This window comes from Corallococcus sp. bb12-1 (assembly GCF_026626765.1).
Classification (GTDB): domain Bacteria; phylum Myxococcota; class Myxococcia; order Myxococcales; family Myxococcaceae; genus Corallococcus; species Corallococcus terminator.
The window spans coordinates 12,772-27,567 of record NZ_JAPNJZ010000017.1 but is presented as its reverse complement, the minus strand read 5'-3'; the positions used below and the strand labels follow the sequence as shown (position 1 = coordinate 27,567).

Here is a 14,796-nt window from a genome sequence, read left to right as displayed (position 1 = left end):
TCTCATCTCCATCGTGCATCATGGCGAGCAGGGGCCGCCGGTGTGCGCTACGACTGAAACTCCCCGCCCCGTGCCGTTCCGGCCTTTTGCCTAAGAATGAATGACTCCCTCGAGACCCTCCTCGCCGACGGCATCATTGACGCCGTCATCGGCCAGCTGAAGACGGGCAAGGAGGCAGAGGTGTGGCTTGTCCAGCACGCTGGCCAGGTGGTCGCCGCGAAGCTGTACAAGGAGCGCCACGAGCGCAACTTCCGCAACAACTCCGGCTACAAGGAAGGCCGCGAGGTGCGCAACTCACGCACCCGCCGCGCCATGGAGAAGGGCAGCCGCTTCGGGCAGGCCGCCGCGGAAGAGGCGTGGAAGAACGCCGAGGCGGACTCGCTCTACAAGCTGCACGCGCAGGGCGTCCGCGTCCCCACACCCGTGCTGTTCTACGAAGGCATCCTCCTGATGGAGCTGGTGCTGGACGAGCAGGGCCAGCCGGCCCCCCGTCTGGTGGAAGCGCCGCCCCTCACCCCCGAGGACGCCGAGGCCTGCTACCTGGACCTGCGGGGTCAGGTGATTCGCACCTTGTGCGCGGATCTCATCCATGGGGACCTGTCGCCCTACAACATCCTGATGAGTGGGATGGGGCCGACGCTCATCGACTTTCCGCAGACGGTGGCGGCGGCGCGCAACAGCCAGGCGGAGTTCTACTTCCGCCGCGACCTGGACAACGTGCGGGAGTTCCTCACGGGCATCTCGCCCCGGCTGGGGAGCCGTGCGGGCGACACGGGCGAAATCTGGAACGCGTACGTGCGCCGCGACCTGACGCCGGAGTACGTGCCGTCGGGCAGCTTCAAGGAGGCTCCGCGCCGCAACGGGGCGCAGGGCCGGCCGGGTCCCCGGGCGGAGCGCTTCGGGCAAGAGGAGCGCGGTGACTTCCGCGCGGCTCCGGCATCCGTGGCCGCGCCGGTGGAACTCGAGGAGGGCGTGAGCGCGGAGGAGGCGGAGCTGCGCGCGCTGGAAGCCCTGGTGTTGCGGCAGGGAGGCGGCGAGCGCGGACGGCCCGTCGTCACGTCGAGCCCGCGCGATGGGCGTCGGCGCGGAGGATTCGGTGGCAAGCCGCCTCCGCGCACGGGCAATGCGCCCCGGCCCGGTGGGAACGCGGGGTCGCAGCAGGGCGCCGCGGCTCGGCCTCAGCAGGGCGGTGGCAACAACCGGCCCGGTGGGAACACCGGAAGGCCGCAGCAGCAGGGTGGCCCGCGCGGTGGGGCTCCGGTGGTTCAGGTCCAGGGTGCACCGGCCGCGTCGGGCGATGCGCGGACGAATGGCAGGCCGCAGCAGCAGGGCGGCGGGCCGCGCAATGGCAACCCGCGAGGCGGGCCGAACGAGCCGCGCCGTGATGGACGTCCGCCCCGGCAGCCGAACAGTGAGACGCGCATGAATGGCGCCCCGTCGCAGCCGCAGCATGCGGATGCGCGAACGACCGGCCCGTCGCAGCACGGCGAGCCGCGCTCGAACGGACGCCAGCAGCATGGCGAAGCACGTGCGAACAGCTCCCAGCAGGGTGGCGAGTCGCGCTCGAACGGCCCCCAGCAGAACGGTGAGCCGCGCTCGAACGGACGCCAGCAGAACGGCGAAGCACGTATGAATGGCCGCCAGCAGCAAAATGGCGAGCCGCGCATGAACGGCCGGCCTCCGCAGCAGAACGACGAACCGCGCATGAATGGCCGTCAGCAGCACGGCGAAGCACGCGCGAATGGCTCCCAGCAAAACGGTGAGTCGCGCTCGAATGGCGGCCAGCAGAACAGCGAACCGCGCATGAATGGCCGCCAACAGCACGGCGAAGCACGCGCGAACGGATCCCAGCAGAACGGCGAGCCGCGCTCGAACGGCTTCCAGCAAAACGGCGAGCCGCGCGCGAACGGCCGCCAGCAGCCTGGCGAAGCGCGTGCGAACGGCTCCCAGCAGAACGGCGAAGCACGCGCGAATGGCGCTCAGCAGAACAGCGAGCCGCGCAGGAACGGCCGACAGCAGCACGGTGAATCGCGCGCGAACGACTCTCAGCAGAGCGGCGAGCCGCGCATGAATGGAACGCCGGCTCGGGCGCGGGACGAAGCGCGAATGAACAGCCGGGCCCAGGGCGACGGTGGCCTCCAGACGGAGGGACCGCCTTCGCAGCAGGGCGAAGCGCGCAGGAACGGCCGGGCCCAGCGGAATGGCGACGCGCGGAGTGAGGGCCAGCCCTCCCAGCACGGCGAGCCGCGCACGAACGGCCGGCCTCCGCAGCAGAATGGTGAGCCCCGCGCGAACGGGCGTCCTTCCCGAGGCCAGCGCCCTCCGAACACCGGGGCCGACAACGCGTCCTTCGCGCCGCCGTCGAACGCTGTCGCTGGCGCGGAGAACCGGGCCCAGAACCCGGACAACCGTCGACAGCGCTCCCGCAAAGGCGAACCCTCCGCGATGAACGGGGAGCCCCGCCAGGAAGCAGCGCAGCCCCCGAACGACCGGGGCCCCGAAGCCAACGCTCGGGACGCGCGTGGCAACCCCCGGGTGCCGCGTCAGCCCCAGGAGCGCGGCGCGGGACGTCCCGCGCGAGGAGCCTCCCCCCAGGTCAGCTACGTGGGCCGTTCGCCCGCGTCCGCTTCGTCCAACCGGGGTCCCGAGACAGGCTCGTCGTCCTCATCCTGAAGGCCGGCTCGGGCGACCCACGCCCGAGCCACGCAGCCTGCGCCGAATGAAGGCCCGCGCGGACCGCCAGCGTCCGCGCCCTCCCCTACTCCGCCCGCGTCACGGGCTCCCGCGCCAGCTCCTCGCGGAAGAAGCGGCTGCCCTTCGCGAGCGTCGCCATGTACGGCCGCACGTCCTCACGGGCTTCCGCGCTCAGCGCCGCGAACGGCGTCACGTGCGCGTCCGGCACGTAGCGGAACGTCAGGTTGATGCGCCGCGTGCGGAAGTCCGGCAGCTCCGGCGGCATCACGTGTCCGGCGCGCGTGTCCACCCGCTGCACCCGGTGGAACGTCTGCTCCTTCCACTGCGCGCCCCCGAAGAGCTGCAGCGACCCGTCATCCAACCACTGCTCCAGCACCACCGCATCGCGCTCGCCGGGCCGCGACGACGTGACGAACTGGATGAGCGCGCGCTCGCCCAGCGACAGCGACGCCACCGGGCCCGGTTCGAAGTCCTTGTGCTCGCCCACGCGCGCCACGTCCACCCAGCGCCCGTCCTCCAACCGGTTGCCGTAGAAGTTCACCAGGCAGGTGTTGAGGTGCCAGCCCTGCGGCATGTCCGGGCCCCGGAACATCCGCCGCGCCAGCGCCTCCACCTTCGTAATCTGGCGCTCCAGCACCGCCGGGAACGGCTCCGCCTTCACGCAGCGGTCCTTCACGCCCTTCGGGGGCCGGTAGTAGTCCAGGCACGCGAACTGCCAGTTGCCCAACCAGTACACCGGCCGCAACAGCCGCCGCTGCGCCTGCCCCTCCGGCGGGGGGAAGTGCTTCGAATAGCGCTCCTCCCACAGGGGGTGCAGCGTGCCCAGCCACGCGAGGATCTCCGCGCGGTCCGCCGCGGCCAGGAAGCTCGCGTTGTAGTGGTGGCCCGGGGTGCGCTGGGCCGCCTTGCGCGCCAGCGGCGAGCCGGGCCCCCTGCGGGGAGTGAAGGTCATGGACGCGTCCCTACGCCTCGGAGACGGCGACGTCGAGCGCCACCTCGATCATCTCATCGAACGTCGTCTGCCGGTCCTCCGGGGACAGGTGCTCGCCCGTGAGGATGTGGTCCGACACCGTGAGCAGGCCCAGCGCCCGAGCGCCGAACTGCGCCGCCACGCCATAGAGGCCGGCGATCTCCATCTCCACCGCCAGGATGCCCATGCGCGCCAGCGTGGCGTTGAGCTGTTCCTGCGGGTGGTAGAACAAATCGGAGGTGAACACCGAACCCACGCGCACGGGCTTGTTGCGCTTCTCCGCCGCCTCCACCGCGCGCCGGGTCAGCGTGAAGTCCGCCACCGCCGGGAAGTCGTGGCCCATCGCACGCATGCGGTTCACGTTGGAGTCGGTGCCCGCGGCCAGCGCCACGATGACGTCGCGCAGCTTCACGTCCGTGCGCAGCGCCCCGCAGCTGCCCACGCGGATGAGCACGCGCGCGCCGTACGTCTGCACCAGCTCCGTCGCGTAGATGGAGATGGAGGGCACGCCCATGCCGTGCCCCATCACCGACAGCCGCTTGCCCCGGAAGGTGCCGGTGAAGCCCAGCATGTTGCGCACCGACGTGACGGCGCGGGCGCCCTCCAGGAAACGCTCGGAGATGTAGCGGGCGCGCAGCGGGTCCCCCGGCATGAGGACCACTTCGGCGAAGTCACCCGGGGAGGCGGAGATGTGCGGAGTTGCCATGGAACGTGAAGCCTTTCAGCGCGCGGTCGACAGACCGGACGGAGCGCCCGTCGGCCCCGCCACGGGGGTGGGTGCCGGCGCGGCGGGAGTACAGGGGTTGGGCAGCTTGCCTGAAGCTTCGGGCGTCGTGGTCACCAAAGCGGGGGCCTGCGTCTGGGGGGGCAACCGGCGCGGCGGAAGCTGCACGGGCGGTGGAATCGGGCAGTGCGTGCAGGGCCCCTTGAGCGGAATCACCAGCCGCCGGCCAATGCTCAGGAACGTGTTGCGCATCCGGTTGGCCTTCTTGATGGCCACCACGCTGGAGTTGTGCCGCATCGCGATGCCGCCCAGCGTGTCCCCGTTGCGCACCTTGTACATCATGAGGTTCTGGTCCGGCTGGAGCGCCAGCAGCGGCGCCACCCGGCGTCCCAGCTCCTGCGCGCGCGCGTTGAAGAAGCGCACGTGGAAATGGTCGCGGTGCCGGCGCGCGTGCTTGATGACGGAGTTGAAGCCCGCGTTGAAGAGCGAATCGAGCCACACCTTGTCCTCGCCAATCCCCACCGCGTAGTCGTACAGGACCTTCTGGACGCGCTTGTCCACGAGGATCATCTGCACGTCGGTGTTCGTCACCAGCGAGCGCACCAGCGCCCAGTTCATGGCCACGTCGATGTAGCGCTCCCGCTCGCGCTCCCGCACCGGCTCCGCCGTCGGGTAGTAGAAGCCCAGGTCCACGTCGCGGCCGTTCTGGTGGCTCTTGTGCGGGCGCAGGTAGCCGCCGTCCTTGGTGGACAGCCGGTTGACGCGCAGCGGGGGCACGTTCGGGTACTGCTCGCGCACGGCGCGGATGGCGGCGACCACGTAGTTGACGGTCTCCTCGGTGCCCCAGGCGATCTCCGGCGACACCACCATCCAGTCCTTGTCGTCCGGGACGCGGTGGCTGTTGAGCTGCCGGCCGCTCTCCACGAAGCCAATGGACATGGAGCCCAGCGTCGCCGGGTCCTTCTTCCACGCCTCGGTCAGCGCCTCGTCCGACAGGTCGGCGGTGTACAGGGGCCCCGCAGGCGCGGCGGGCGCGAGCGGCGCCTGCAGCTCGCCCTCCTCACTCACGCCTTCATCCTCGGTGGCCGAGGACACGTCGTCGTCCTCCTCGTCGGCTTCCGTCCCCGTGGGGCAGGGGTTGTCGCGCATCGCGGCATCGGTGACGACGGCGGCGACCTCCGACGGGGACGGCATCGCGACGGGCGCGGCGGACACACTCGCGGGAGCCACGATCTGGGCTTCCCCCGTGGCCGGAGCCTGGGCACCGGCCGGAGCGGGCGTCGATGCCGCCGGCGTCCCAGCGGCGGGCGGCGCCGATTCTCCGGGCGGCGCGGCCTGGCTCGGGGCCGGAGCCGGAGCGGACACCGGAACGGGGGTGACGACACGCGCGGCGCAGCCGGCGCAGAACAGGAGGATCAGGAGTGAGGAACGCACCGGGCCGAAGGATGGCCCGAGAAAGCCCACACCACCAAACGCCGACCGCGATTTTGACTCCGCGTGCGCCCCCCTGCCTGCCTGCTTCAATCCCTTCCGTCGCGCGAAGCCGGCGAAACCTCCGCCCCCAGCAGCAGCGACGCACGCCGGGGCGTCAGCACGTCGAACGGCAGCCGACGTCCGCCGCCCATCGACAGCACCCGCTTGTCCTTGCTCACCAACCACGAGGCCCCGACGCGCGCGGCCAGCACGAGGAACTTCTGATCATCCCTGTCGCGGCATGGGGGCAACTCCACCGCCGCGCCCTCCCCGTCCGACACCCGTGTGAGCGCGCCGTACCGTTCCCGCACCGCCTGCTGCGTCTGCGCCGTCAGCGCGAACGAGCGGTACGCGAGCACCAGCTCCAGCTCCCGCGACGTGTGCCGGTCCACCCACGCCGTCAGCGCGCCCGCGAGCAGGGCCTCCTTCAACGGCCGCGCGAACGCGTCGTCATAGACGAACAGATCCAGCACCACGTTGGTGTCCAGCACCACCGAACGAACGTCAGGCACAGCGGAAGGAGCGCTCACGGATGAAGAACTTTCCGCCAGCAGCGCCGCCAATTCAACACGCTCGCCGACCAGTCAATCACAATACACGGGGCGTCCATGGTCGAAACCTGGAATAGTGGACAAAGATGTTTCCTGTGGTGCCCCCCCTCCCCTCCGCCGGTTCGCGCCGGTGAAAGGTCTGTCCATGACCGTCTTCCCCCGTTCGCTGTGTCTGACGTTGTTGAGCGCCGCCGCCCTGCTGGGAGGCTGTGGTGGCCAGGAGCTGCCCGAGCCCGCGGGAGAGGGCGTCGTCGTGCCCCCCGTGCAGACGGAGGTCGCCACCGACGGGGTGACCGCGAGCGCCGCGTACTGCGATGACGTGACGACGTGGGATCCGGCGTGGGTGACGCTGGAGAACGAAGTGCTCACGCTCATCAACCAGCGCCGCGCGGCGGGGGCCACCTGTGGCGGCGTCGCGAAGCCGGCGGTGGCCGCGCTCACGCTCGACACGAAGCTGCGCTGTGCGTCGCGCAAGCACTCCAAGGACATGGGCACCAACAACTTCTTCAGCCACACGGGCTCCACTGGCACCACGCCGTGGCAGCGCATGGCCTCCGCCGGCTACACCTACCGGACGGCCGCGGAGAACATCGCCGCGGGCCACGGCACCGCGGCGGCGGTGGTGAACGGCTGGATGACCAGCACCGGCCACTGCAACAACATCATGAACGGCGCGCTCAAGCAGGTGGGCATCGGCTACTTCAACGCGCCGTCCAGCACCTACCGCGCCTACTGGACGCAGGACTTCGGCACGCCGTAGCCGCAAGCCTCCGGACCGCCGTCCCTCGCTCAGGGGCGGCGGTGCCGCAGGGCGCCGTCGAGCGTGAAGCGCGCGGCGCTCGCGTGGTGCAGGAGCCACGCGTACACGAAGGCATAGACGAGTTGGAGGCCGGCAATCTCCCACTTCTGTTGCACGCCCGTGCCGAAGGTGAGGGCCGCCATCGTCAGGCCGCCCACCACGAGCGCGGCGCGAAGGCGCAGGCCCAGCAACACCGCAAGCCCGGTGAGCAGCTCCACGAACGGCAGCACGAATCCAAAGCCGCGCACGCTCCAAGCGGGCAGCCACGTCTGGGAGAAGCCCGTCACCAGACCTTCCGCGAAGGCGGCCGGGTTGCCCACGCGGGTGAGGCCGTGCACGGCGATGTTCACGCCCAGCACCAGCCGCAGCACCAGATGACCGAGCGAGGCGTCCGACAGGCCGAAAAGGCCCGGCCGAGCCTCCGGGTTTCGTGAAGGATCTTCCTTCATGCGCACCACCTCCAGGTCCGCCAGCCGTTCCTGAAACGCCAAGAGGGACGCTTCAGGTCTGCAAGGAGCGACTCAGCCTTCCTGCCCGACCAGCCAGTCATGGAACAGTTGAGGAGAGGGCGGAACGCGGGCGACCCGGCACCAATCCACGAGGCAGAGCTGATGCCGGGTGGCGAGGGCCGCCAGCATGCGTGCAACCTCCTCGAAGTCGGCGCTGGCGCCCGTGCGCTGGAGACCCAACGCGGTGACGTACCCCTCGTGTTCGACGCCGTACAACGTGAGGGCGGAGGTCACCTGGACAGCGAAGCCGCCCGCGATGAGCCCCGCGACACCTCGGAACGAAAGACCGTCCTGCCACGCAGCCGCCCCACCCAGCGCGCCCCGGACGTCCGCGAGCGCGAGCCGGATGTCCTCCAGGGGAGACGACCCCCCCTTGCGGACATGGAGCGCGTCGAAGCCGGCTCCCTTGCGATGCCCGGTGTAGATCTGCTCGATGGCCTCCAACTCCGCATCCACGGGGGCCTGGAGCGCGAGCGCCACGAATTCGACCTGCCGCCAGTCGTCCTCGTGGAGTTCGAGCACGCGCTTGCCGAGCTTCGTGGAGCCCTCCGCGATGGCGGGCAGTTCGTTGGAGAGGGTGGGCAGCGAATAGAGGAGGTCGCGGGGGTCCACCGTGTCCACCTTCACCTCCCGCATCTCAAGTCGCAGGGAGCCAGTCACCTCGAACTCCCGGGCCGTCATGGGCGTGGCGGAGACGACCTCGTAGGATGTGTCTCCCAGTTGGAGCGTGGTCGCGGCCTCGAAGCTCGCGGGGAGGCTCCCGAGCGGGAGCTTCACCTCGCCGAGGGGGCGGTGGGTCTCCACATCGATGAACGAAACCTGGATCGTGGCGTGTCCTGGCATCGGAGCAATCTACGCCAACGGCGGGAGGGCTTTCTGGGCCCAGGAGTGCTCCACTCCCACTTCCGTCACAGGAGCAGCTCCATGGCGCTGAAGAAGAAGGGCAGGTACTGGTACGGAACCGGCCCCCAAGATGTCCAGGCCGAGATGGTCAGGTTCAGCCAGCTCAACGGGTATCCCTCCACGCGGTTCTCCGCGTCCGTCTGCTCGTGCGGGAACGCGACGTTCAAGCTCGAAAGCGATGAGGATGCGGGCGCGGCGAGACGCAGTTGCGCGGCCTGCGGCTCGGTCCACCTGATGGGAGACAGTGCCCAGTATGCGGACGAAGCGGAGTTCGAACGCCACGACTGTGCCTGCTCGGAGCAGGTCTTCCAACTCCTGTCGGGAGTGGCCCTCTACGATGGAACGAATGACGTTCGCTGGTACTACATCGGGTGCCTGTGCGTGGCCTGCCAGCTCGTGGGTGTCTTCGCCGACTGGAAATGCGAGGCCGGCAATGCGGATGTCTTTCTTGCCGCGACCTGAGCGTGCAGGGGACGTGCGCGCAGGACGCCCAGATTTTCACGAAGTTCATGCAGGCCCGAAGAGCGCCGAACTCGCTGCGTTGCCAGTCCCCCAGCGCCCGGAGTGATACCGACGATGTGCACCCATCGCAGCCTGCCGCTGGACGTGGACTTCGATGAGGAGGGCGTCGTGCTGCGCCCCTGGTTCCTCCAACCCATCCCCATCGCGTGGAAGGAATTGGAGTTCATCTGCCTGACGCCCGCGATGGAGCGGCACCCCGACGGCTGGCGCGAAAAGACATACCCGGTCAGCTACCTGCCGAAGGGCTTCCGCTCCACCTTCGCCACGGCGGGCCACCTCTGGGTCGAACTGGTCGTGCGGGATCGGCGCCCCCTCCTGGCCCGGACCGACGGACGCTGGACCCGAGCGTGGCTCACGACCCGGCTGCACCCCATGCTGGATGCTTCGGATCAACGACAGCCGGACCAGTCCCTGCTCGGGCTGGACTTCTACAAGCACCGGTTGGACGCACCGCTGGACACCCTGCTGGACCTGATGGCCCGCCACTGCCGGTTCGACCTGGTCGTCCACTTCTGAAGCCTGGGCCTACTTCGGCTGCGCGCCTTCCGCATACTGCGCCTGGAAGTCGGCCGACGGCGGGATGGGCTTGATGATGTCGATGAGGACGCCGTTCGGATCCGCCGTGATGAAGTGACGCTGCCCGAAGTCCTCGTCGCGCAGCTCCAGCAGGATGGGCAGACCCGCCGCCTTCACCCGGGCGTACTCGGCATCCGGATCCTCCACCTCGAAGTTCAGCAGGAGGCCCGACGCCTGCCGCCCCCGGGCCACTTCCGGCACCGTGGCGTGGCGCCCGTCGAGGATCGCCAGGTTCACCCGCGCGTCCTCCGCCGACTGGAGGTGGACGTACCAATCCGCCTCGAAGAGCGCGCGGAAGCCAAAGTGCGTGACGTAGAAGGCGGCCGTCTTCGCGACCTCGTTCGTCATCAAAACCGGGTAGTAACTGGTCGTTTTCATTCAGCTTTCCTTTCGCGCCCAAGAAACATACAGTCTGTACGTAGAAACTAATCTCCAGGCTGCGTGCATGCAAGACGGCAAACGCCGCACCAACAAGGAACGGTCGGAGACGACGCGCGCGGCGCTGCTCGAAGCCGCGCGGAAGCTCTTCATCGAGCACTCCTACGCGGGGACGGGGACGCCCGAACTGGTGGCCGCGGCCGAGGTCACGCGGGGCGCGCTGTACCACCACTTCGCGGACAAGCAGGCGCTCTTCCGGGCGGTGGTCGAAGCGGAATCCCGTGCCGTCGCGGAGGAGATTGAACGCGCCGCGCCGGAGGACCTCTCTCCCCTCGACGCGTTGCTGAAGGGCGGCGAGGCCTTCCTGGCCGCGATGGCGATTCCCGGCCGGACGCGCCTGCTCCTCATCGACGCGCCGGCCGTGCTCGGGCGTCGGGAGCTGCATGCCATCGACGCCTTGCACGGCGGACGGACGCTGCGCGAGGGCCTGTCCGCCGCCATGCGCGTGAACGCCCTGCGCGCGCTGCCGCTCGATGCCACGGCCCAGCTCCTGGGCGCGGCCTACGACCGGGCGGCGCTTGCCATTGAAGGCGGCGCGGATCCGGCGGAGTGGCGCGTCGTGCTCAAGGCCCTCATCGACGGGCTCGCGGCAGCGCCGGCCTGAGCGCGACAGGAATGTATCACTGACACATGGAACAACCGGAGCCCCGCCAGACTCCGGGGGCGGGGGTGGTAACGCCGGCCTGGTCATCCTGACCTACGACGGAGCCTGCTCGCCCTAGCGTCCCTCACACTTCAACAGGCGGGGGCGGACGCTTCGCGGTCAGCGTCGCCCCCGCCGAAGCCACGCTCACCAGCGCGACCGCCATCCATTGCAGGGGCGTGAGCTGTTCGTGCAGGACCACCCAACCCAGCACCGTGGCCACGCCGGGCTCCAGGCTCATCAGGATGCCGAAGGCGCGGCTGGACAGCTGGCCCAGGGCCATCATCTCCAGGGTGTACGGCAGGGCGCTGGACAACAGCGCCACGCCCACGCTCGCCGCGAACAGGGCCGGCGTCAGCCGCTCCAGATGGCCGCCCACCAGCGAAAACGGCAGCACCACCAGCGTCGCGACCACCATGCCCGCCGCCACCCCCTGCCCTTCCGGCACGAGCTTCGACAGCCGACCGCCCACCAGGATGTACACGGCCCAGCACGCGCCCGCCGCCAATGCCAACACCACGCCCAGCGGATCCAACCCACCGGGCCGCGCGGTCCAGGGCGTGATCAGCACGATGCCCGTCGCCGCGAAGAGCACCCACAGGAAGTCCTGTGCCTTGCGCGACCCCACCACCGCGAGCGCGAACGGCCCCACGAACTCCAGCGTCACCGCGAGCCCCAGCGGGATGCGCGCGATGGCCAGGTAGTACGTCAGGTTCATCACGCCCAACGCCAGACCGTAGGGGATGATGGCCGCCCACTGCGCCCGGGTGTAGCGCGTCAGGGGCGGCCGGAAGAACGCCAGCAACATCACCGACGCCAGCACCAGCCGCAGTCCCGCCGCGCCCGTCGCGCCCACCGCCGGGAACAGGCCCTTGGCCAGCGCCGCGCCGCCCTGCACGCTCACCACGGCGATGAGGACCGCGGGAATCGGGGACAGCGGCGAGGCACGGCGTCCGGCGGCTTCGGTCATGGCGGCGGACTCTAGCCACCGCGCCTCAGGGATTCACGGGCTCCCGCCACGGACCGGCCTGGAGGAGCGCCCGGCGGGCCATGAAGCGGGAGAAGTTCCACTCGGGAACCGTGTCCCGCTGGGACAGGTGGTCCAGGTGCCGGTTCAACAGCTGGGCCCCTTCGCCCTCCGATAAGACAGAGAGCGCCGGCATCAGCGCGGGCACCGCGTCCGCGGACAGCTGGGAAAGCATCTCCACGTCCAGCGAACCGGTGAGCGCATGGCGCTCCAGGTTGTGGCGCGCGATGAAGGCCTCCGGGTTGAGGGCATTGAGGGCCACCACCGCGCCCAGCGCCGTGACGAGCGCCCCCACCGCGAAGCGCTCCGTGCGCCACCACAGCGTCACCGCGCGCCAGGCCAGCGCCGCCCCCAGCGCCATCATGAAGACGTGCGTGTACACGCGCAGCAGCGTGTAGCCGAAGGCGTCCTCGTAGAGCGACAGGCGCTTCATCGCGGAGGCGAGGATGACCAGCGTGAGCACCACCATCAGCGACGCGCCCGTACGGAACACGGTCTGCGCCACGGGTGACTCGCGCCGCGTCCAGCGCGTCAGGGCCATCACCAGCGCGAGCGTCAGGAGCGACACGACCACCAGTTCGAAGAAGCCGTGCCGCGCATACTCCGCGAAGGAGTAGCCGGGCGCGGGCGACGACGCATCCCCGACGAACAGGTACGCCACCTGGAAGGACGCGAAGACGAAGAACAGCGCATCCACCGCGAGGATGAGCATCATCGCTTCGATGAGACCCAGACGCGGCGTGGCGGGCTCCGCCTCCGTGTCGCCCCGCTCCTTGGAGGCACGGCGGCGCAGCGCATGGCCCAGCACTCCGGCCGCCACGCACGCGCTGAAGGCCACGCCGATGCTCCGCCCCACCAGGGCGTCCAGCCCCAGGTCGAATGACAGCCACCGGTCCATCTTGGACGCATAGACCCCATCCGCCGAGTCCAGCAGCACGCCAAACACCAGCAGCACCGGCAGCGTCAGCAGCAGGCCACGCCCCAGGGACAACAGGCGGGGCGCATGGGCGCGCAGGCCGCGCGCATCCACGCCCTGCTTCACCAGCGCCGGCGGATAGCGCAGGGCCTGGAACACGGCGCCCAGCACGACGGCGGGATAGGCGGTGAGCCCCAGCCGCTCCACCCGGCCCGCGGCCCAGAAGTGCGCGAGCAACATCAGGAGCACGCCCGCGGTGAGGACATTGAGCGACAGGAGCCACGCGCTGTCACGCACCGCCACGAAGCCGGTGACGAGGCCCAGCGGAACCAGCAGCCACGCATTGGGCCGCGCGCGCTGCCAGCCTTCACGCCCCCCCAGCCACGCGAGCGTTCCCACCAGGGCCGCCACCAGCACCGGGAAGCCCAGGCCCCAGCGCGCCCGGTCCAGCAGGACTTCCGCGAGCAGTCCCAGCGACAGGGACGCGAGGAGCATCCGGCGCGGGTCGCGAACCCAGGGCATCCACGACGGGGCCGGGCCCGGAGCGGCGACGGCCGGAGGAGGAAGGGGGGACATGGGCAGGGACGGGGTCATGGCGGTGGGACCTCGAAGCGCGCTCAAGCGGCTCGGAATGCGGACAGGATGCACACGCCCGCCCGCACGGAGGGTGACCTCGGGAACGAGCGGTCGCGGAGGCACGGCGAACGGCGCCAGTCCCCCCGTGGCCGGTCGGCGCGGTCAGGGCTCCGGGCGGCATCCCAGCGGTGAACGGCGCCGGCTCGCAGGTGAACGGTCGGCGACGTCGGGCCTGGTGCGGTACCCCATTCTGCTGAACGGCGCCGGTGCCCGCGTGAGCGGTCATCACAGGACGCCCGGATGCGGCACGTCCGGTCGTGCACGGACTCCCGGTCCCAGGGACGGGCGAGCCGCGCTGCGTCGGACGATTCGGGCCCGGTCCGCCCGGAAGCGCGCTGGAAGGCGGTGCTAGGTTGCCGCCCCGATGTCACCTTCGTCGCGGCTTCCCTTCGGCTCCCGTTCGCTCCGTTCCCACCTCTCCCTGTGCGGCCTCTTCCTCGCCTTCGCGGGATGTGATGGCCGGCCCGCGCAGACCCTGCCCACGCCGGACGCGGGCGCCTGTCTCTCCAGCGCCTGCTCGGTGCCCGACGGTGGAGCGCCTCCGGAAGGATCCGCCGGCCGCGTGCGCATCGCCGCGTACAACGTGCACCGCCTCTTCGACACCGTGTGCGACTCCGGCTCCTGCGGCGGCTCCAACTACGAGGAGATCCCCACGCAGGCGGAGTTCGAACAGCAGGCGGAGCGGCTGGCCCGCGCCATCACCGCGCTCGACGCGGAGGTGGTGCTGCTGGAGGAGGTTGAAACCCAGGCGTCCCTGGACGAACTCCAGCGTCGTACGCCGGGCTTCGGCCACGCGCAGTTGGGAGAGATTGGCACCGTGGCGTCGGTGGACGTGGCGGTCCTCTCCAAGCACCCCATCATCGACGTGCGCCGCCACCGCGACCGCTACATCTACCGCCCGGACGGCTCCGCCACGCGCTTCTCACGCGAGTTGCTGGAGGTGCACCTGAACGTGTACGGCGCGGAGGTCATCGTCTTCGCGGCGCACTTCCGCTCCAAGGTGGATGACGATCCAGGCCGCCGCATCGCCGAAGCCACCGTGTCCCGGGAGATCGTCGTGGGCGTGGCGGCGGCGTTCCCGGACGCGCTGGTGGTGCTCGGCGGAGACCTCAATGACGTCCCCGGCTCCGAGGCCCTCAACGCGATGGAGCGGGACGGCGCCCTGCTGCGCGTCTCCAGCGACCGGCCCTCCACCGAGGTCTGGACGTATGTCTATTCCAACCAGCGGCAGGCCATCGACCACCTCTACCTCGCGGCCGGCGGCGGCGCCTATGTCCCCGGCTCCTTCCGCGTGGCGCGCGAAGGCAACGGCTACGGCGGCTCCGACCACGGCGCGGTGATGGCGGACTTCTTCCTCGGACCCGCGTCCTTGAGCAATCCCTGAGAAGTCGCGGCCGGGCCCCGTCGCGCATGGC

At 70.2% G+C, this 14,796-nt stretch carries 15 protein-coding genes; 6 read left to right on the top strand and 9 right to left on the bottom strand.

Annotation, left to right across the window (positions count from 1 at the left end):
• The first annotated feature begins 96 nt into the window (after positions 1–96).
• On the top strand, positions 97–2,673 hold the full coding sequence (locus OV208_RS20480) for an RIO1 family regulatory kinase/ATPase (RefSeq protein ID WP_267575537.1): 2,577 nt from the start codon (positions 97–99) through the stop codon (positions 2,671–2,673).
• 85 nt (positions 2,674–2,758) lie between these two features.
• On the opposite strand, the gene OV208_RS20475 is transcribed toward OV208_RS20480, so the two are convergent.
• From OV208_RS20475 to OV208_RS20460, 4 genes are all read right to left on the bottom strand, one after another.
• On the bottom strand, positions 2,759–3,646 hold the full coding sequence (locus OV208_RS20475) for an alpha-ketoglutarate-dependent dioxygenase AlkB (protein WP_267575536.1): 888 nt from the start codon (positions 3,644–3,646) through the stop codon (positions 2,759–2,761).
• Between the two features lie 10 nt (positions 3,647–3,656).
• Positions 3,657–4,370, bottom strand: coding sequence for a purine-nucleoside phosphorylase (deoD, locus tag OV208_RS20470; RefSeq protein ID WP_120540327.1), 714 nt, complete (start codon positions 4,368–4,370; stop codon positions 3,657–3,659).
• A gap of 15 nt (positions 4,371–4,385) precedes the next feature.
• On the bottom strand, positions 4,386–5,618 hold the full coding sequence (locus tag OV208_RS20465) for a LysM peptidoglycan-binding domain-containing protein (RefSeq protein WP_267575535.1): 1,233 nt from the start codon (positions 5,616–5,618) through the stop codon (positions 4,386–4,388).
• A gap of 290 nt (positions 5,619–5,908) precedes the next feature.
• The gene (locus tag OV208_RS20460) at positions 5,909–6,373 is read right to left on the bottom strand and encodes a putative toxin-antitoxin system toxin component, PIN family (RefSeq protein WP_267575534.1); all 465 of its coding nucleotides are present in this window, start codon (positions 6,371–6,373) and stop codon (positions 5,909–5,911) included.
• Positions 6,374–6,557: 184 nt separating this feature from the next.
• Between OV208_RS20460 and OV208_RS20455 the strand changes: the two genes are divergently transcribed.
• Positions 6,558–7,172, top strand: a complete 615-nt coding sequence (locus OV208_RS20455) for a CAP domain-containing protein (RefSeq protein ID WP_267575533.1) — start codon at positions 6,558–6,560, stop codon at positions 7,170–7,172.
• Between the two features lie 29 nt (positions 7,173–7,201).
• On the opposite strand, the gene OV208_RS20450 is transcribed toward OV208_RS20455, so the two are convergent.
• Both OV208_RS20450 and OV208_RS20445 read right to left on the bottom strand, forming a co-directional pair.
• On the bottom strand, positions 7,202–7,702 hold the full coding sequence (locus OV208_RS20450) for a MauE/DoxX family redox-associated membrane protein (protein ID WP_267575532.1): 501 nt from the start codon (positions 7,700–7,702) through the stop codon (positions 7,202–7,204).
• 30 nt (positions 7,703–7,732) lie between these two features.
• Positions 7,733–8,563, bottom strand: coding sequence for a hypothetical protein (locus OV208_RS20445; protein ID WP_267575531.1), 831 nt, complete (start codon positions 8,561–8,563; stop codon positions 7,733–7,735).
• Positions 8,564–8,644: 81 nt separating this feature from the next.
• On the opposite strand from OV208_RS20445, the gene OV208_RS20440 reads away from it, so the two are divergent.
• Positions 8,645–9,085 (top strand): hypothetical protein, encoded by a 441-nt coding sequence (locus tag OV208_RS20440; protein WP_267575530.1) that lies wholly within the window; start codon positions 8,645–8,647, stop codon positions 9,083–9,085.
• A 114-nt stretch (positions 9,086–9,199) separates the two neighbouring features.
• A complete protein-coding gene (locus OV208_RS20435) occupies positions 9,200–9,661 on the top strand; it encodes a hypothetical protein (protein WP_267575529.1) in 462 nt (153 codons plus the stop codon).
• A 9-nt stretch (positions 9,662–9,670) separates the two neighbouring features.
• Here OV208_RS20435 and OV208_RS20430 read toward each other — a convergent pair whose 3' ends face one another.
• Positions 9,671–10,099 (bottom strand): VOC family protein, encoded by a 429-nt coding sequence (locus tag OV208_RS20430; RefSeq protein ID WP_267575528.1) that lies wholly within the window; start codon positions 10,097–10,099, stop codon positions 9,671–9,673.
• A gap of 67 nt (positions 10,100–10,166) precedes the next feature.
• Between OV208_RS20430 and OV208_RS20425 the strand changes: the two genes are divergently transcribed.
• Positions 10,167–10,763, top strand: coding sequence for a TetR/AcrR family transcriptional regulator (locus OV208_RS20425; RefSeq protein ID WP_267575527.1), 597 nt, complete (start codon positions 10,167–10,169; stop codon positions 10,761–10,763).
• A gap of 124 nt (positions 10,764–10,887) precedes the next feature.
• On the opposite strand, the gene OV208_RS20420 is transcribed toward OV208_RS20425, so the two are convergent.
• Both OV208_RS20420 and OV208_RS20415 read right to left on the bottom strand, forming a co-directional pair.
• The gene (locus tag OV208_RS20420; RefSeq protein WP_267575526.1) at positions 10,888–11,772 is read right to left on the bottom strand and encodes an EamA family transporter; all 885 of its coding nucleotides are present in this window, start codon (positions 11,770–11,772) and stop codon (positions 10,888–10,890) included.
• Positions 11,773–11,797: 25 nt separating this feature from the next.
• The gene (locus OV208_RS20415; protein ID WP_267575525.1) at positions 11,798–13,339 is read right to left on the bottom strand and encodes a DUF4173 domain-containing protein; all 1,542 of its coding nucleotides are present in this window, start codon (positions 13,337–13,339) and stop codon (positions 11,798–11,800) included.
• Between the two features lie 406 nt (positions 13,340–13,745).
• On the opposite strand from OV208_RS20415, the gene OV208_RS20410 reads away from it, so the two are divergent.
• Positions 13,746–14,765 (top strand): endonuclease/exonuclease/phosphatase family protein, encoded by a 1,020-nt coding sequence (locus OV208_RS20410; protein ID WP_267575524.1) that lies wholly within the window; start codon positions 13,746–13,748, stop codon positions 14,763–14,765.
• The last annotated feature ends 31 nt before the right edge of the window (positions 14,766–14,796 follow it).